This is a genomic window from Clostridium sp. UBA1056, from assembly GCA_002316385.1.
In the GTDB taxonomy this organism is placed as follows: Bacteria; Bacillota; Clostridia; order Clostridiales; family Clostridiaceae; genus Clostridium_J.
The window spans coordinates 68,209-86,903 of the sequence record DCDL01000051.1; the positions used below are offsets into that span (position 1 = coordinate 68,209).

Annotated in this window: 20 protein-coding genes; 16 read left to right on the forward strand and 4 right to left on the reverse strand. The window is 31.6% G+C overall.

Annotated features, from left to right (window positions below; translation table 11 throughout):
- The first annotated feature begins 2 nt into the window (after nucleotides 1–2).
- The 16 genes from B3W71_RS12630 (at nucleotide 3) to B3W71_RS12705 (ending at nucleotide 13,755) form a co-directional block, all read left to right on the forward strand.
- On the forward strand, nucleotides 3–575 hold the full coding sequence (locus B3W71_RS12630; protein ID WP_346889288.1) for an ANTAR domain-containing response regulator: 573 nt from the start codon (nucleotides 3–5) through the stop codon (nucleotides 573–575).
- The gene (locus tag B3W71_RS12635) at nucleotides 568–1,992 is read left to right on the forward strand and encodes a sensor histidine kinase (RefSeq protein ID WP_346889289.1); all 1,425 of its coding nucleotides are present in this window, start codon (nucleotides 568–570) and stop codon (nucleotides 1,990–1,992) included. The genes B3W71_RS12630 and B3W71_RS12635 overlap by 8 nt, the downstream gene beginning before the upstream one ends.
- A 132-nt stretch (nucleotides 1,993–2,124) precedes the next feature.
- Complete coding sequence (gene eutA, locus B3W71_RS12640; RefSeq protein WP_346889290.1) at nucleotides 2,125–3,558, forward strand: ethanolamine ammonia-lyase reactivating factor EutA; 1,434 nt, start codon at nucleotides 2,125–2,127, stop codon at nucleotides 3,556–3,558.
- A gap of 17 nt (nucleotides 3,559–3,575) precedes the next feature.
- Entirely contained in the window at nucleotides 3,576–4,940 is a 1,365-nt protein-coding gene (locus tag B3W71_RS12645; RefSeq protein WP_346889291.1) for an ethanolamine ammonia-lyase subunit EutB, read from the forward strand.
- 13 nt (nucleotides 4,941–4,953) lie between these two features.
- Nucleotides 4,954–5,841 carry an ethanolamine ammonia-lyase subunit EutC gene (gene eutC / locus B3W71_RS12650; protein WP_346889292.1) on the forward strand — a complete coding sequence of 296 codons (888 nt, stop codon included), beginning with the start codon at nucleotides 4,954–4,956 and terminating at the stop codon, nucleotides 5,839–5,841.
- 17 nt (nucleotides 5,842–5,858) lie between these two features.
- Nucleotides 5,859–6,512, forward strand: a complete 654-nt coding sequence (gene eutL / locus B3W71_RS12655) for an ethanolamine utilization microcompartment protein EutL (protein WP_346889293.1) — start codon at nucleotides 5,859–5,861, stop codon at nucleotides 6,510–6,512.
- Nucleotides 6,513–6,527: 15 nt separating this feature from the next.
- Nucleotides 6,528–7,160 (forward strand): BMC domain-containing protein, encoded by a 633-nt coding sequence (locus tag B3W71_RS12660; RefSeq protein ID WP_346889294.1) that lies wholly within the window; start codon nucleotides 6,528–6,530, stop codon nucleotides 7,158–7,160.
- Nucleotides 7,160–8,638 (forward strand): acetaldehyde dehydrogenase (acetylating), encoded by a 1,479-nt coding sequence (locus B3W71_RS12665; RefSeq protein ID WP_346889295.1) that lies wholly within the window; start codon nucleotides 7,160–7,162, stop codon nucleotides 8,636–8,638. The genes B3W71_RS12660 and B3W71_RS12665 overlap by 1 nt, the downstream gene beginning before the upstream one ends.
- 48 nt (nucleotides 8,639–8,686) lie before the next feature.
- Nucleotides 8,687–8,977 carry an ethanolamine utilization microcompartment protein EutM gene (eutM, locus tag B3W71_RS12670; protein ID WP_147519202.1) on the forward strand — a complete coding sequence of 97 codons (291 nt, stop codon included), beginning with the start codon at nucleotides 8,687–8,689 and terminating at the stop codon, nucleotides 8,975–8,977.
- A gap of 71 nt (nucleotides 8,978–9,048) precedes the next feature.
- Nucleotides 9,049–9,855, forward strand: coding sequence for a cobalamin adenosyltransferase (locus B3W71_RS12675; RefSeq protein WP_346889296.1), 807 nt, complete (start codon nucleotides 9,049–9,051; stop codon nucleotides 9,853–9,855).
- Between the two features lie 16 nt (nucleotides 9,856–9,871).
- A complete protein-coding gene (gene eutD / locus B3W71_RS12680; protein WP_346889297.1) occupies nucleotides 9,872–10,498 on the forward strand; it encodes an ethanolamine utilization phosphate acetyltransferase EutD in 627 nt (208 codons plus the stop codon).
- A gap of 109 nt (nucleotides 10,499–10,607) precedes the next feature.
- Nucleotides 10,608–11,297, forward strand: a complete 690-nt coding sequence (locus B3W71_RS12685; RefSeq protein ID WP_346889298.1) for a TIGR02536 family ethanolamine utilization protein — start codon at nucleotides 10,608–10,610, stop codon at nucleotides 11,295–11,297.
- An 11-nt stretch (nucleotides 11,298–11,308) separates the two neighbouring features.
- Nucleotides 11,309–11,581, forward strand: a complete 273-nt coding sequence (locus B3W71_RS12690) for a EutN/CcmL family microcompartment protein (protein WP_346889299.1) — start codon at nucleotides 11,309–11,311, stop codon at nucleotides 11,579–11,581.
- Nucleotides 11,574–12,119, forward strand: a complete 546-nt coding sequence (locus B3W71_RS12695; RefSeq protein ID WP_346889300.1) for a BMC domain-containing protein — start codon at nucleotides 11,574–11,576, stop codon at nucleotides 12,117–12,119. Before B3W71_RS12690 ends, B3W71_RS12695 begins: the two co-directional genes overlap by 8 nt.
- 68 nt (nucleotides 12,120–12,187) lie before the next feature.
- Entirely contained in the window at nucleotides 12,188–13,282 is a 1,095-nt protein-coding gene (gene eutH, locus B3W71_RS12700; protein WP_346889301.1) for an ethanolamine utilization protein EutH, read from the forward strand.
- A 2-nt stretch (nucleotides 13,283–13,284) separates the two neighbouring features.
- Nucleotides 13,285–13,755: a cupin domain-containing protein gene (locus B3W71_RS12705; RefSeq protein WP_346889302.1), complete on the forward strand. Its 471-nt coding sequence runs from the start codon at nucleotides 13,285–13,287 to the stop codon at nucleotides 13,753–13,755.
- Nucleotides 13,756–13,936: 181 nt separating this feature from the next.
- On the opposite strand, the gene B3W71_RS12710 is transcribed toward B3W71_RS12705, so the two are convergent.
- The 4 genes from B3W71_RS12710 to B3W71_RS12725 all read right to left on the reverse strand — a co-directional run bounded on the left by B3W71_RS12710 (nucleotide 13,937) and on the right by B3W71_RS12725 (nucleotide 18,156).
- Nucleotides 13,937–14,995, reverse strand: coding sequence for a lysylphosphatidylglycerol synthase transmembrane domain-containing protein (locus B3W71_RS12710; RefSeq protein WP_346889303.1), 1,059 nt, complete (start codon nucleotides 14,993–14,995; stop codon nucleotides 13,937–13,939).
- 5 nt (nucleotides 14,996–15,000) lie between these two features.
- Nucleotides 15,001–15,702, reverse strand: coding sequence for a polysaccharide deacetylase family protein (locus B3W71_RS12715; protein WP_346889304.1), 702 nt, complete (start codon nucleotides 15,700–15,702; stop codon nucleotides 15,001–15,003).
- Entirely contained in the window at nucleotides 15,702–16,796 is a 1,095-nt protein-coding gene (locus B3W71_RS12720) for an MGDG synthase family glycosyltransferase (RefSeq protein ID WP_346889305.1), read from the reverse strand. The genes B3W71_RS12715 and B3W71_RS12720 overlap by 1 nt, the downstream gene beginning before the upstream one ends.
- A 499-nt stretch (nucleotides 16,797–17,295) precedes the next feature.
- Nucleotides 17,296–18,156: a DMT family transporter gene (locus B3W71_RS12725; RefSeq protein WP_346889306.1), complete on the reverse strand. Its 861-nt coding sequence runs from the start codon at nucleotides 18,154–18,156 to the stop codon at nucleotides 17,296–17,298.
- Nucleotides 18,157–18,695 lie beyond the last annotated feature (539 nt).

Sequence of the window (18,695 nt, forward strand, 5' to 3'; positions counted from 1 at the left end):
ATATGAGTAAAAATATCATAATAGTCGACGATGAGCCTATTATTAGAATGGATATCAGAGATATTCTAGAAGCAGAAGGTTACAATGTAGTAGCTGAAGCTTCAGATGGGTTTAGTGCTGTGGAACTCTGTAAAGAGTATAAACCCGATTTAGTCATCATGGATATACAGATGCCGATTCTTGATGGAATTAGAGCTAGTAAGAGAATAAGACTTGAACATCTTGCTGGTGGAATACTATTATTAACAGCCTTTAATGATAATGACTTTATAGAAAAGGCTAAAAGTGTGGGTGCATATGGATATCTAGTAAAGCCTTTAGATGAAAAATCATTTATTCCAACAGTAGAAATGTGTTTATCTAAGGTGGATGAATTTAAGAAACTTGAACATGACCTAGAGAAAGTTACATCAAAGTTGAACGAAAGAAAATTAATTGAAAAAGCAAAGGGTATACTTATGAAAGAATTAAATTCCGATGAAGAAGAGGCTTACAGATATATTAGAAAATTAAGTATGGATAGAAGATGTTCTATGACTGATATTGCAAAAACTTTAATAGTGGCTTATGAATAAGATAAGAGAGTTATGCAAAAAGTATACTAACCTCACTGATGAGGATGTTGATAAAATCATAGAAATTTCTAGTTCCATAGAGATAGTAGCCGATTTAGAGGAATGTGATGCATTTATAGATGTACCATCAAAAAATTCAGATGAAGCTATAGTGGTAGCTGAAGGAAGAAAAAAAGAATCTATTTATATTGATTCTGTAGTAGGAAAAAAAGCTCTAAGAATCAATGAGCCTGGAGTAATAAGAACTTTAAAAACTGGAGAAGTATTTAAAGGAGTTAGGGCTTTAACTCAGGAAAATAGATTTGTAAGGCAAAAAATATACCCTATTTTGAATAAAGAAAAAATCATAGGAGTAATTATCGTTGAGAATGACATTAGCAATGAAATACAAGAAGATTTCACTATTCCCAATGATGGCTCCAAAAGCAAAAGACAAAAAACACATCAGCTTATGAACTTAATAAACTCAAATAAACTAATTAATGATAATTTAGACTCTGCTATTTTAGTTTATGATAAGGATGGCATACTAAGAATTAAAAATAGAAAAGCTGACATGATATACATAGGTAAAGGATATAATGAACTGGAAGGTATGCATTACGATGACTTGTCTTTAGATAATACACTCTTTATTACTATTAATAAAATATTAGAGATTACAGAAGACAATAAAGTAATAACAAAGGAAGTAAAAGTTGAAAATTTTTATTATGGAATAAAAAGGATACTAATTAAAGAAGAGGATTTGAGGGTTATTGAAATAGTTCAGGACATAACAGACATAAAAAATAAAGAAGCTGAAATAATCTCTAAATCAGTCGCAATAAAAGAAATTCATCATAGAGTAAAGAATAATTTACAAACTGTAGCTTCACTTCTACGTATTCAAAGTAGAAGATGTGAGAGCATAGAGGCGAAAGTAAGTCTTCAGGAAAGCGTAAATAGAATTCTTGCTATTGCAGCAACTCATGAACTTTTATCAAAGGATATAGGTGATGAGGTAAAGGTGATGAAGGTTATAAATGCTATTGTAGATAATGCTAAAAGATGTTTTTTAAACATTCAAAAGGAAATTAATATAGAAGTATCGGGTGACGATTTTTATATTGATACAGATAGAATTACTGCAATATCTCTTATAATTAATGAACTGATACAAAATTGTTATGATCATGCTTTTAATGATAGAGAATGTGGTACTATAAAAATTACTGTGGCTGAATGTGAAGACTTTAGGGAAATATCAGTAGCTGACAATGGTGTTGGCTTCGATACTTCCATAAATAAATCTTCAAGCTTAGGAATGTCTATAGTTAAAAATTATATATCGGATAAATTAAAAGGAAGTATAGATATATCTTCTAGTAATGAGGGAACTAAAATTAAATTTAGGTTTCCTATAAAAATTCAATAGATATAGAACTACATTGAAGTAGTTTGATTTAAGCAAAGGGGCTTAAAGTTATAAGAAATTAGCTTTTCATTTTATATGAGAATTAATTTGATAACTTTGAGCCTTTTTATATTTGCAGTTGGAGGTGATTCAATGAGAGAAGAGCTTTTAAGTGTTGGAATTGATATTGGAACTAGTACAACTCAACTTGTATTTTCTAAGTTAATCATAGAAAACACTGCTTCAAGTTTTTCAGTACCTAGAATATCAATAGTTGATAAAGAGGTAGTTTACAGAAGTGATGTTTACTTTACACCACTTAAGTCTATGACAGAAATTGATGCTGAGAAAGTCAAAGATATAGTGTCTTTAGAATATAGGAAATCAGGTATCAATAAAGATGAGATACAGACGGGAGCTGTAATTATCACAGGTGAAACTGCTAGAAAAGAGAATGCAAATGAAGTGCTTCATACTCTAAGTGGATTTGCAGGAGACTTTGTAGTAGCAACAGCAGGGCCAGATCTTGAGAGTATTATAGCTGCTAAGGGTGCAGGAGCCCACATTTACTCCAGTGAACATTCCACAAGTGTAGTGAACTTAGATATAGGTGGAGGGACTACAAACTTAGCTGTATTTACTAGAGGAGATTTAAAAGAAACTGGATGTCTTGATATAGGTGGAAGACTTATAAAACTTGATAAAGACACAAATAATATAGTATATATTGCTCCTAAAATACAAAACATTATAAATGAACATAACTTTGATATCAAGGTTGGATATAAAGCAACTAAAGAAATGTTAACACCTATTGTTAATGAGATGGTAAAACTTTTAGAAGAGAGTGTGGGGATTAAATCTCAGACTAGTACCTTCGAAATGATAATTACCAATAAATCCATAGCTTTAAAAGAGGAGATTAAATGCATATCTTTCTCAGGAGGAGTAGCTGATTATGTATATAATGAAGCACCTATAGAAGATTACTTTAAGTATGGTGATATAGGAATACTTCTAGGAGAAGCTATTAAAAATTCAGAGTTATGTAAAAAGTTAAAGTTGGTAAAATCTATAGAAACTATAAGGGCAACAGTAGTTGGAGCTGGATCTCATACTATGGATATTAGTGGTAGTACCATTACATATACCCATGACAACTTCCCTATAAAGAATTTACCAATCTTAAAACTTAGTTTAGAAGATGAAAATAGAAGTGCTGAAGTTTTAGAAAAAGCTATATCAGAAAAAATTAATTGGTTTAAGTATGAAAATGAACTTCAGAGTATTGCCATAGCCCTACATGGAAAGAAGAACCCTTCTTTTATAGAAATACAAGATATAGCAAAGGGGCTAGTAGGTGGAATGAAAGAACTTATTGATAGAAAGCTTCCACTTATTATAATTGTTGAAAATGATATGGCAAAGGTATTAGGTCAGGCTATTTACTCCCTTTTAAATTTTGATAAGGATATAGTTTGTATAGACGGTATCAAGGTGGAAAATGGAGATTATATAGATATAGGAAAACCCGTAGCGGAAGGTAAAGTATTACCTGTAGTTATAAAAACATTAGTATTTAATTAACCGAGAGGAGGATTATCATGATTTTAAAAACTAAATTATTCGGAAAAGTATACCAGTTTAATTCAGTAATGGAAGTTATGGCAAAAGCAAACGAAGAAAAATCAGGAGATAAATTAGCAGGAGTAGCTGCACAGTCATCAGAGGAAAGGGTTGCAGCAAAGGTTGTACTTTCTAATCTTACACTGTCTGATTTAAGAAATAGTCCAGCAGTACCTTATGAAATAGATGAGGTTACAAGAATAATACAAGATGACGTAAATGAAAAAATATATGCAGAAGTTAAAAATTTAACTGTAGCTGAATTTAGAGAGTGGTTACTAGATGATAATACTACAGGAGCAGATATAAGAAGAGTTTCAAGAGGGATAACATCAGAAATCGTAGCTGCTGTTGCAAAAATAATGTCTAATATGGACTTAGTATATGCGGCTAAAAAAATAAAAGTTACAGCTCATTGTAATACAACTATAGGAGAACCAGGAACATTATCTGTTAGATTACAACCAAACCACCCAACAGATGATCCAGATGGAATACTTGCATCTTTAATGGAAGGATTAAGCTATGGTATTGGAGACGCAGTACTTGGATTAAACCCAGTTGATGACTCTGTAGAGAGTGTAACTAAAGTATTAAAGAGATTTGATGAATTTAAACAAAAATGGCAAATACCAACTCAAACTTGTGTACTTGCACACGTAACTACACAAATGGAAGCAATCAGAAGAGGTGCACCAGCTGACCTTATATTCCAATCAATCGCTGGTTCTGAAAAAGGAAACGAAGCATTTGGATTTAATGCAGCAACAATAGAAGAAGCAAGACAACTTGCACTTAAAGAGGGAACTGCTACAGGTCCAAACGTAATGTATTTTGAAACAGGTCAAGGTTCAGAGCTTTCTTCAGATGCACACCATGGTGCTGACCAAGTAACAATGGAAGCTAGATGTTATGGATTCGCTAAGAGATTCCAACCATTCTTAGTAAATACAGTTGTTGGATTTATAGGACCTGAGTACCTATATGATGCAAAACAAGTTATAAGAGCAGGTCTTGAAGACCACTTCATGGGTAAACTTTCAGGACTTCCAATGGGATGTGACGCTTGTTACACAAACCATATGAAAGCTGATCAGAATGATATAGAAAACCTAGCAGTATTACTTGCTACAGCAGGATGTACATACTTCATGGGAATTCCTCATGGTGATGACGTAATGCTTAACTATCAAACAACTGGACATCAGGAAACAGCTACTTTAAGAGAATTATTAGGAGTGAAGCCTATTAAACCTTTCGAAGAGTGGATGGAAAAAATGGGAATCATAGAAAACGGTAAGTTAACTAAAAGAGCTGGCGATGCTTCAATATTCTTAGGATAAGGGGGAACTACTGATGAACGAACAAGAATTAAAATCAATGGTTGAAAAATTATTAGGTGAAATGGTAGGAAAAGAGGGTGCTACTGACATAGTAAATGAAGTGGCAAAAAAGGTTAGTGAAAAAACTGTAATAGACGAGAATGGATGCATTCCAGATATCACAGAAATCGATCTTAAAAAACAACTTTTAGTTGAAAACCCTCATGATAGAGAAGGATACCTAAAAATGAAGGAAAAAACTCCTGCTAGAATAGGTATTGGAAGAGCAGGTACAAGATACAAAACTATAACTCAATTAAGAGTTAGAGCTGACCATGCTGCTGCACAAGACTCAGTATTCTCTTATGTATCTGAAGACTTCATAAAAGAAAATAACTTAATACCAGTAAACACAATGTGTGTTGATAAAGACCAATATATAACTCGTCCTGACCTTGGAAGAAAATTTGATGAAGAAACTACTAAGTTTATAAAAGATAAATTATCAGGTCAAAAGGTATTATTAGTAGTTGGAGATGGACTTTCTTCAGCAGCTATTGAAGCTAATCTAAAAGATGCAGTTCCTGCAATTAAACAAGGATTAAAAATGTATGGAATTGAACTTGGAGATATATTATTCATTAAACATTGCAGAGTTGGAGCTATGGATGCTATTGGTGATGCAACAGGAGCAGAAGTTGTATGTATGCTAGTAGGTGAAAGACCAGGTCTTGTTACAGCTGAATCAATGAGTGCTTATATAGCTTACAGACCAACAGCTAACATGCCAGAAGCTAACAGAACAGTTATATCAAACATCCATAAGGGTGGTACTACAGCAGTTGAAGCTGGAGCACATATAGCTGAACTTATCAAGACAATGCTTGATAAAAAAGCATCTGGAATAAATCTTAAAATATAACTTAGGGGGAATTTATTGTGATTAATGAAGCATTACGTCCAACAGTATTAAGCGTTAAAATAATTTCAAATGTAAGCCCAGAATTAATAAAAAAATTAGAATTACAACCTCATCATAAAAGTTTAGGTATTATCACTGCTGATAGTGATGATGTAACTTACACTGCTCTTGATGAAGCTACTAAAGCTGCTGAAGTTGATGTAGTATATGCAAGATCAATGTATGCAGGTGCGGCTAATGCATCTACAAAACTTGCAGGTGAAGTTATTGGAATAATAGCTGGACCAAGTCCTGCAGAAGTAAGAAGTGGTTTAAATGCTGCTATCGACTTCATGGAAAATGGATCACACTTTGTAAGTGCTAACGAAGATAACTCTATAGCTTACTATGCACACTGTGTTTCAAGAACTGGAACTTATCTTTCAAAGGTAGCAGGAGTTAAAGAAGGAGAAGCAATAGCTTATCTTGTAGCTCCACCACTTGAAGCTATTTATGGATTAGATGCAGCTCTTAAAGCAGCAGATGTTGAAATGAAAGAGTTCTTCGGACCTCCAACTGAAACAAACTATGGTGGCGGATTACTTACTGGTACTCAATCAGCATGTAAGGCAGCATGTGACGCTTTTGCAGAAGCTGTTAAATCAGTTGCTCAACAACCAATAAACTTTTAGGCGAAGACTTAGTATATGAGTAAAGCATTAGGTCTAGTAGAAGTAAGAGGATACGTTGCAGCGGTAGAAGCTGCAGATTCTGCTCTAAAGGCTGCAAATGTTACCTTGATTGGACTAGAGAAAGTAAAAGGTGGAATAACTACTATTAAAATAACTGGAGATGTAGGAGCTGTAAAGGCTGCAGTTGATGCAGCCGTGTCTTCAGTAGAAACTTTAGGTACTTTTAGAGCTGCTCATGTAATACCAAGGGTAGATTTACAAGTTCAAGATTTATTCTTCGAAGGTAAAAAAAATTCACAAGAGGTTTCTATAAAGTCATCTAATGAAAAGCAAGTTTCAAAGGATGAGAAAAAATCAGAAGCTTCTAAAGTGAAAGTTGAAGAACCAGTTAAAAATGAGAAGGCTGAACCTAAAGAAGATATTAAGGTAGTAAAAGTAGAAGAAGAACTAGAAAATAATAAAATAGAAGAACATATGAAAAATGACTCTGAAGAGCAAATAGATTACAATTCTATGAAGGTAGAAGAGTTAAGAAGACTAGTTAGAACCTTAAAAATTCCGAACATGACAAATAAACAAATTAAATTTGCCAAAAAGGATGTACTTATAAAGGCCATACTAGAATATAACAAAGCGGGTGAAAAATAATGGAACTTACAGATAAAGATTTGGCATCTATACAAGAAGTCAGAAATTTAATTAGAACAGCTAAGGCTGCTCAAGCAAAATTAGCTCAAAAGTCTCAAGAAGAGATTGATAAAATAATTAAGGCTATGGCTGAGGCTGCTGCAGCAAATGCAGAAAAGTTAGCAAAGATGGCAGTAGAAGAAACTGGATTTGGAATATGGCAAGATAAAGTAATCAAAAATATATTTGGTTCTACTTATATCTATGATTATATTAAAGATCTTAAAACTGTTGGAATAGTAGCAGAAGATGAAGAGAAGAAAGTTATGGATGTTGCAATACCAATGGGAGTAATTGCAGGATTAATTCCTTCAACTAACCCAACATCAACAACTATGTATAAAGCTCTTATATCATTAAAGTGTGGAAATGCAATAGTATTTTCACCACACCCAAATGCTAAGAACTCTATATTAGAAACAGTTAAGATTATGAATGAAGCAGCTGTTAAAGCTGGATGCCCAGAAGGAGCTATTGGATGTATTACAATTCCAACACTTCAAGCTACAGACGAGTTAATGAAAAATAAAGATACAGCTATGATACTTGCAACTGGTGGTTCAGCAATGGTTAGAGCGGCTTACTCTTCAGGTACACCAGCTCTTGGAGTTGGTCCAGGAAACGGTCCAGCATTTATAGATAAGAGCGCTGATATTAAAGTTGCAGTTAAGAGAATAATGGATTCTAAAACATTTGATAATGGAACAATTTGTGCTTCTGAGCAATCAATAATTATAGAAGAAGCTATTAAAGATAAAGTAGTAGCTGAGTTGAAAAACCAAGGAGCATATTTCTTAAGTCCAGAAGAAGCAAAACAACTTGGTAAATTTATAATGAGAGCTAACGGAAGTATGAATCCACAAATTGTTGGTAAAAGTGTAGAAACTATTGCAAAACTTGCAAGTTTAACTAACGTACCTGCTTCAGCAAGAGTACTTATTGCAGAAGAAACAGAAGTAGGACACAATGTACCATATTCAAGAGAAAAATTAGCTCCAATTCTAGGATTCTATGTTGAAAAGAATGTAGATGCTATAGAAACTAAATGTAGAGAGATACTTCTTAATGAAGGTGCAGGACACACATTCTCAATGCACTGTGAAGATAAGGAATTAGTGAAAAGATTTGCTCTTAGCATGCCGGTATCAAGAATACCAGTAAATACTCCAAGTACTTTAGGAGGAATAGGTGCTTCTCTAAACATAGTTCCTGCATTAACTTTAGGTTGTGGAGCTATAGGAGGAAGTGCAACATCTGATAACGTAGGACCACTTCACCTTGTAAACATCAAAAAGGTAGCTTATGGAGTTAGAGAAATTGAACATTTCAGAGGTGGAAGCAGCAATGAGGCTACTTGCAGTAATAGCTCACTTTCATCTTCAGACACAGAAGAGCTTGTTAACTTACTTGTTAAGAAAATAATAAGTGAATTAAGATAACAAAACAAATTTTAAAGTATATAGCTTAAATTTAAGGAGGAATTTATAATGGCAAACGCAAACGCATTAGGAATGATCGAAACTAAAGGATTAGTAGCAGCAATAGAAGCTGCAGACGCAATGGTTAAAGCTGCTAACGTACAATTAGTAGGAAAAGAGCAAGTTGGTGGCGGTCTTGTAACTGTACTTGTAAGAGGAGACGTTGGAGCTGTTAAAGCTGCTACAGATGCTGGTGCAGCAGCTGCTGAAAGAGTTGGAGAATTAGTATCAGTTCACGTAATCCCAAGACCACACTTCGAAGTAGATGCGGTTTTACCAAAAACACACGAAACAGTTTAGTTTAGATTTGTGTAGAGATGTACTGCTAAAATAGCAGTATGTCTCTTACATCTAATGAGGGATGTGAAAATATGTCAGTATTAACTGAAAGTGAAGTTAGAAGACAGTTAAAGGGGAGAGACTTCAAAGAATATACTGAATTTAGAGTGTTAAAGGGACAGATAGTGACCCCATCTGCAAAATCTTTCTTATTAGAAAATAATATTAATTTAGAGTATGTAGATTCTTTAGAGGAAGTAGTACATGAAGTAAAACAGGCGAAAGAGAAAGTATCTGGAAAGCCTCAGTCAAAAGAAGTACCTGGAAAGTCACAAACCAAAGAAGAAAAAAACAAATATGTAACTGTATTTGGTGCTGAGTTAATGGAAAAACCTGAGCATATGACACATTTATATGGAAACTTATTAGTGTTTAAGGATCACAAGATAATAGCACTAAGAGGAAAGTTAGATTCTCTTGAGTCTAAGATATTAGAAACTCAAATTATTACTCATAAATTGGGAGATTCAAAGTTAACAGAAGATCTTGGAGAAGTTTTAAAGTTTGTAAGATGGATACTGAGATGTGAAGTTATGAATGAAACAGTAGGAGAATTTAAACTTCTTGGCATGACTCCAGAGGAACTAAGAGAAAGATCTCATTATCCAAAGAAATACTATGGTATTGGTCATGAACCAGTAGAGTTTTCTATGGGCGAGGCTGTTGTGGCTTTGAATTCTTGTAGAACAACTATAAGAGAAACTGAACTTTTAGCTTATACCGCATTTAAAGGGGAATATGGTGATGTTCAAAGGGCAGATATAATAAAGGCATTAAATAGACTATCATCCTTGTTCTGGATAATGATATTTAAGTATAGGACTGGGGAATACAGTTAGATCAGGAGGATGAAATATGAATAATCTTTTAGTAGAAGATATCATAGATGAAGTAATAAAGAGGGTAAAAAAAGAAGCTTTTATAGAAGTGGAAGCCTCAGGAAAACACGTTCACCTATGTGAAGAACATATAAACATATTATTTGGACGTGATTATCAGTTAACTAAGACTAAAGACTTATCACAACCAGGTCAATATGCATGTAAAGAAAGAGTTACTATAACAGGACCAAAGGGTTCATTAAAGAATGTTATTGTTCTTGGACCTGCTAGAAAAGCTACTCAAGTGGAAGTTTCATTAACTGATGCAACAGCCATTGGGATTAAGGCTCCTGTAAAAGAAAGTGGTAAAATAGAAAATACTCCAGGAATAACAATTTCTACGGAGAGAGCTAGTATTACTGTAGATAAAGGAGTAATTGTTGCTAAAAGGCATATACATATGACTCCTGAAGATGCAGAAAAGTTTGGTGTAAAAGATAAAGAGATCATACAAGCAAAGGTTTATGGCAATAGACCTCTAATATTTGATGATGTTGTCATAAGAGTAAGCCCAGACTTTAGAACATATATGCATATAGACTATGATGAGGCTAATGCTTGTGGATTTACAAAGGGAACACTTTGTAGGATAGTTAAATAATTTTAGATTATTTAATTAAGCTATTTACAATTAAATTTAAAATAAATTGAAGAAGTTCAATTAACCCTTTGAATAATAGTTAAGTAGGCCTCGAAAAGGAGGTATATAGATGAACTATGATAAACTTGTGGACTTAATAGTAAAAGAAGTATATAGAAAATTAGAAGAAGCTAATAAAAACAATGTAAAGCATAAGACAGCTGTAATAATTGGGGATATAGAATTAGATCCAATTACTAAAGCTAATTTAGATGAAGAATATAGACTGATTTCTTATAGTAATGAAACTTTAGAAGCTGATATAGCTATAGTTTCTAAGCTTTCTATAAAGTCTATGGCAAATATAGCTACCTTAACTGGTATTAATGAGGAAGAAAACTTTATCATTAATATGTTATTGGCAGGTAAAAAGGTTTATGTTCTTGAAAGTGGTCTTGAGTATAGAAAGTATAAAAGTACTGCACCGAGGGCACTATATAATAAATATTTAAGTTTTGAAAAAGATCTTGAAGTATATGGAATTGACGTAATTGAGTTTCTTGAAAAAGTTGAAGAAAAAAACACAAGAAAAGAAGAGCATAAAAGAGTTGAAGAAGTTAGTACTTTAGAAAACTTAAGTTCTACACCAGAAGAAGAGATGAGCTTCGAAATTAGAAATAAGAGACTTATTAGTGAAGCGGATCTTAGGAAGCCATTTATGAATGGAATGAAATCAGTGGTAATAGATAAAAAAAGTATAATCACTCCATTAGCTAACGACTTTATAAGAATTCATAATCTGAAAGTTAAGAGAGTTTAACGGAGGATACTATGGTTATAGGTAGAGTTGTTGGTAGGTTATGGGCAACTAGAAAAGATGAAAAGCTAAATGGGCAGAAGTTTTTAATAGTAAGATTACTTAAGGATATAGATGTAGAAGAATCAGGCTTTTTTGTAGCAGCGGATAGTGTTGGTGCAGGTACTGGTGATAATGTGCTTATAACTAGAGGAGGCTCAGCTAGAGTTTCCTTAGGAGGAAGAGATGTACCCGTAGATGCGACAATTGTAGGAATAATTGATTCAATAGAGGTAGAAAATGAATAAAAGCATTGGAGCAATTGATTTTAGAAGCATAGCTAAAGGCATTAAGGTTGCAGATGAAATGGTGAAAAAAGCCGATGTAGATATACTATATCTTAAAACAATATGTCCTGGAAGGTTCCTAGTAATACTAACAGGAGATGAAGGTGCTATAAAAACAACCCTTGACCATGGGATTACCTCTGGTCAAGGGGATATAATAGATAGCTGTATCATAAATAGTGTCCATAATAACATTATACAAGCTTTAAAGAGTAGATTCGTAACAAAGGCTAATGGTGCCATAGGAGTGATGGAAACCAATAGTGTAAGTAGTGGGCTTAAAGCATTAGATGTTGCTCTTAAAGGAGCAAATCTTAATTTAGTAAAATTACAAGTAGCATCTGGAATAAGTGGTAAACTTGTTTATATTATTTCTGGTGGACTTAGTGATGTAGAACATGGCATGAAAATAGCAGAGGAATCTGTAGATAGAAAGCGTATTGTTAATATATCAGTAATACCTTCACCAGATGAACTTATCATTAAGTATTTAACATAAAAATTTAAACTTTAGTTTACACAATTAAGAGTATAAATAAAGAATTAACTTAATAAGGAGAGAAGACGATGAAAATTAACGATATAATCGTATATATCATGGTTGTATTTATGGTTCTTGGAGCTATAGATAAGTGTTTAGGAAATAAGTTTGGACTTGGAGAAAAGTTTGAAGAAGGTTTCATGGCAATGGGTTCTCTTGCAGTTGCAATGATAGGAGTTATCTGTCTTGCACCAGTACTTGCAGATATATTACAACCAGTAATAGTACCTGTATTTAACTTTTTAGGAGCAGACCCAGGTATGTTTGGTGGTACACTACTTGCAAACGACATGGGAGGAGCTTCACTTTCTCAAGCTCTTGCAGTAGATCCTCAAGCAGGAATGTTCGGAGGATTAATAGTTGGTTCTATGATGGGGGTTACTATAGTATTCACAATTCCAGTTGCCCTTGGAATAATAGAAAAAGAAGATCATAAATTCTTAGCTATGGGAGTATTAGCAGGGGTTATTACAATTCCGATAGGAGCTTTTGTTGGTGGTCTTGTTGCTGGATTCCCAGTAATGATGGTTCTTAAAAACTTAATTCCAATAGTTATAATTGCAGCACTTATAGCATTAGGACTTTGGAAGTTTGAAAATGCAATCATTAAAGGATTTACAGTTTTCGGAAAGTTTGTAGTAATAGTTATAACTCTAGGATTAGCAGCAGCTGTAATTGAAGCATTAACAGGTATTGTTGTAATTCCAGGAATGGCACCAATTTCTGAAGGAATTCAAACTGTTGGAAGTATAGCTATAGTTCTTGCTGGAGCATTCCCTCTAGTATATGTAATTACTAAAGTATTCAAAAAACCTTTAATGGGATTAGGTAAAGTTTTAAAAATGAATGATATAGCTGCAGCTGGTATGGTGGCAACTCTTGCTAACAGTATTCCAATGTTTGGTATGATGAAGGATATGGATACCAGAGGTAAAATAATTAACGTTGCTTTTGCAGTATCTGCAGCCTTCGTATTCGGAGATCACTTAGGATTCACAGCTGGATTTAATTCAGAAATGATATTACCAATGATAGTTGGTAAATTAGTTGCAGGAATTACAGCTGTATTTGTAGCTATGTTTATAGCAAACAGTGTAGCTAAAAAAGAGGAGGCTAGATAATCGTGGAAAATATCGATAAAAGCTTATTAGAGAAAATAGTTAGACAAATAATAGAAGAAAAGCTTGCAGGGGCTTCTAACGACTCTGTAGACTTTATAAGAAACAAAGATGCTAGTGGTATTATTTCTGTTAAACTTCCAACAGTTAGAGTTGATGAGTCAAATAGACTTGATACTGGAAATAGTAGCGATGTAGTATATACAAAGGATTTATTCACTCTTGAAGAAAGTAGAAGATTAGGTTGCGGAGTAATGGAAATGAAAGAAACAACCTTTGATTGGACTTTAAACTATGATGAGATTGACTATGTTATAGAAGGACATTTAGACATAGTAATAGATGGAAGACTTGTATCAGCAGACGCTGGAGAATTAATTTTAATACCAAAGGGAAGTAAAATTAAATTCTCAGTTCCAAACTATGCTAGATTTATATATGTAACATATCCAGCAGATTGGGCATCTCAAGAATAATAAGTTAATTCAAACATAATAGTAGGTTATATCTAAACTATATTTAGATATAACCTATTATTTTTAATATAGATATAAGTTCCAATAAATAAAATTCATTAACATTCTTTAGCGGAATCTATAATTGTAAGTAAATTTAATGTAGAAACTTTAAAAAACTTATAGATTAACAAAATAACTACTAGACATTATATTGAGCTTTTTGTTTATAATTAGCTTTGATGTGAATAATGATAGTTACTATACCACTTATTAATAGGAAGGCATAAAAGCTAATTCCACGACTTAATAGCATTGCAGAAAGTAGTAATTCTTTTGAGAAGAATATCTTAAATAATATCATAAAGCTACTCTCAGTGGCACCTACGGCTCCAGGTAATGGCAGAGAAGAGACTGCTATAGTTAATAAGGATTGAATTGAAAGTACATCCACAATACCATAAGTATTTAATCCAAAAGATTTATATATGAAATAAGGAACTAAATACATAGATGTAAGTTGTAAAACTGTAAATCCTAAAACCTTAACAAGCAGTAAAGGATTATTTTTAATATATTTAGCACCATGAGTATATTCATCAAGCTGAACATTAATTTTAGATAGAGTATGTTCTACATTTTTTATAATCTTAAATTTTGATAAGAGTACAACAATAAATTTAATAAACTTACCAACTAAATTTTTAGAAAATATAACTGCAAATATAAAACCTATTATAAATAAATTTATCACTACTCCATAGATTAATAGCCATTTAATGTTACTTACGTTATTTGTAATAAAGGTGTATTTAAAAAGATACATAAGTAATCCATATAAAAGCATTACTGTTTGGTATACTATAGCAATTATTAATAAAGTTAAAGATGAATAAGAGATATTTATATCATCCTTATTCATATAGTAGACTTGAGCGGGTTGACCACCAGATGCTGAAGGTGTTATGGCGCTAAAGTAAAAACCAATAAAGGAATAACCAATACATTTTTTAAAAGAAACTTTTTTCTTTAAGCTTTTAAGTATAATATAAATAATATAAGATTCAAAAATTATAAATAGAAGCATCATAGAAAATGCTATACATAAGTAAATAGGATTAACGGTTTTTATTACTGAAATTAGTGATGATATTGGAACATCTTTAAAAAGTAAATAGAAGGTAATAGCAATAAGCAAAATCATAAAAATTAAACTTCCATAATACTTATTAAACTTTTTTTCTTTTATAGATTTCTCCATAATTATTACCCTAACCTTTCTGGTGTTATAAATTTAAAACCGTCTTGCTTCAACTTACCTAAGACCATACTTAATGCCTCAATAGTTTTAAGGGGAGCATCTAAAGCACCACCAGAATTTTCACCTGCATCATGGAGGCATATTATAGAATTCTCATCAGTACGAAGTAAGAGCTTTGAAGAGATAGAGGTTACTGTTGCATGCTTACTCCAATCCTCAGCCATAACATCCCATAAAATCATCTTTAAGTTATATTTTTTTACAAAAAAGTTTGTAAAGATATTACTATGACCCCAAGGAGGTCTATAGTAGTTAATATGATAATTAAAATTTTTCATTATCTCTATGCTTTTTTCAAAGTCGTTTTTAGTATATCTATAGCTATAAAATAAAGCATTTCGATGACTTAAAGAATGTAGTGCTATGGTGTGACCTTCATCATGAATACGATGTATTATATGAGGATTCTTCTTAGCATTTTCTGCAACTACGAAGAAGGTAGCCTTAACATCATTTTCTTTAAGTACATCAAGAAGCTTGTTGGTATATCTTTCGTCAGGACCATCATCAAAGGTTAGCATGATTTCATTATCTTTATTAGTATGCTTAACAATATTTGAATTTATATATTTATTATATATAGTTGGTATAACTGAATGAATTAAAAAAATAATTGCAATGATAGTTGTTAAAATAATAAAGTACATTAAGCACACACTCCGTCCATATTAGGTTCTAAAGTAAGTAATACTTTTTCAATTACTGTACAATCAAATTGTTTTTTCAAATTTTTTATATTATTGCAAAGGTTATTTAAAGTAGCATCATCATAAATAATTTTCTTTATTTTATCAAAACACTTATCTGGGCTTGTATCAAGAACCTTCCCAATACGATTATTTAATATAAAGTTAGTATTATTGATTTCTTGTTGAAGAAAAGGCTTAAATGCAATTAAAGGTGTTTCAGAGAAGATACTTTCAAATAAAGTTATTCCACCTGGTTTAGAAAGTATTAAATCTGCCTGTTGCATATATTTATAAACCTCATCAGTATATCCAAGCACATCAATGTTTTCATATTTACCATGAAGCATATTATAAATCTCAGTATTATTTCCTGTAATAACTGTAATTTTAACATTTATTAAGGCATTAAGCTGTCTGTAAAAATCCTTTGATTTAGGTAATAAGCCTAAACCTCCACCCATTATGAGAAGATGTTTTTCATTAGAAGGATTACTAGTGATGGATTTTTTAAATTCTTCCTTCACAGGTATTCCATTAATGAATATCTTTCTCTCAGGGACACCTTTTAGAATTAAATCTTTTTTAAGAGAATTACTTCCGACTAAATAGAAATTAGTATTATCATTAATCCACTCTGAATGACTACTAATATCAGTTATACAAGTTATAAGAGGTAGAGAAGGATCATACTTCATCTTATATCTTGAAATTAACTGAGAGCAGAATGGTAGAGTAGAAATAATAATATTAGGTTCTGTATCTTTAATAAGTTCACCAAGTCTTGGAAGAAAATAACTTAAAAATGCAGGTCTCATGTTATGCTTTCTGTTTTCAGTGATTTTATAAACTTGATTATAAAATACACTACCCTTATTTACCATTACATTGAAAGCTTTATATATTGCATTAGAGTAATTTGGTAATGCATAGTCAAAAACATCCTTTATAACAACTTCTACATTAGGATATTTAGATTGTATTTGTTCACATAAAGATTTAGATACTGAATAATGTCCCATACCAAACTTTCCTGTAAGAATTAATATTTTCATATTTTAAACCCCCCAACTAATCCTACAATCTATAATGAATCACTTATTGCTTTTATTAGGAGAATAAGTTGTACTTAGCAAAGACAATTTTTAAGTACGGTAATAAACTAATTCCAAATTTAAAGAACCTTTAAACTTTAAAGTATTCCTTAAGAAGTATTGTAGGATTTCAATAATTATTTTTTATTATAGTTATATATTATATGATAAATATAAGAATTATCTTAAATAAATCTTAAGATTTACTAAAGATTTCCGTTAAATTATTAAATTAAATATAAAACAGAGGATTTTAGAACAGTAAAGTAAATTTAAATAAGGAAGATGAATATATAAATAGAAATAATAAAAATATTAGATAGGATAAGAAAATGATGAACAGATAATAAATCACAGTGTAAAAAATAGTATGAAATATTATGATGAGAGTATATAAAGTATAAATAAGAAAGACCTTTAACTAGCTTTGAAGTCAGTTTGAGGTCTTTTCTACAAAAGATTATTTAATTTTATCTAATTTCTTATTATACATAAACATATAAAGAGAAGCTGAGAAAATAACTATATAACCTAAAATACTTAGTGCATCAGGTAATTGATCAAATATCACCATACTAATTATAGCTGAAAATATTATGTTAGAATAATCAAAGATTGATATTTCTTTTGCAGGTGCATACTTATAGGCAAGAGTGATTCCAAATTGTCCTATAGTTGCAAACATACCAGCTAGCATTAAGTAGATAAATTGAAGCCAAGTCATAGGTGTATAGGATGCTATCATAAATGGGAGGATGGTAATCACTGAAAAGCAAGAAAAATAGAATACTACAGTATAGTGCTTTTCACGGCTTCCAATAGCACGAACACAGGTATAGGCAGCTCCCGCAAATATTGCAGATAAAAGTCCAATAATATAAGGAATTACATCTACATTAAAGGCTGGTCTTATAATAAGAAGTGATCCTAGAAAACCAACAGCAATGATAGCAATATGCCTTAGTTGTAATTTTTCTTTTAAAAAAATTGCACAGAAAAGTATTACAAAGAATGGACTTAGCTTATTAAGCATATTGGCGTCAGAAAGAATTAGATGGTCAATAGCATAAAAGTTTAATACTACACCTAATGTACCTAAAGCAGATCTCATAAGAAGTAGTTTCTGATTTTCTTTTTTACCAAAGAAGCTTTCCTTATGATACAGAATCATTCCAAAAGCTATAATAAAAGAAACTATGTTTCTAAAAAAGGACTTTTGCATAGATGGTAAATCCCCAGATAATTTTACAAAGGCAGACATCATTGCAAAGCCAAAGGCAGATAAAATAATCAATAATATTCCTTTAATTCTATTACTCATAGTATGTCTCCAATCTTAAGATAATTTTTTATAGGCTAGCATATTGCATTATTTGAAATATAAAGTTCTCATAACAATATCCATTCACCTAATTATAGATATATAAAGGCTCCTAAATAAATATATATTTAACTATATAAGGAGCATTTTAACATTTTAAAAAGTTATAAAGAGAACTATTTAACTACTTAAAATTTTATAATTTTGACATTTTAAAATGTTGATTATCTATGTATATTTCATGAGCTTTACCTTTCAAGCTCTTAATAAAACAGGGGTTATCCATAGTATAATCATAACTATCACAACAGGTAAAGTTATTTAAAATAGGACTTATTATACATAGTTTTTTATTAAATGTCATTCAAATGATATTACTTATCAACTATAATTATCCGCTATTTTAAAAGTTTTTCAAGAGGAATGAAAGAATTAAAAATGTTATGTATATTTGGTTAATATTAATGTTTAAATTTTTACATTATATGGTATATAATGTGACATTGAGGAAAGAATTTATAATATTAATAAAAGAAAGA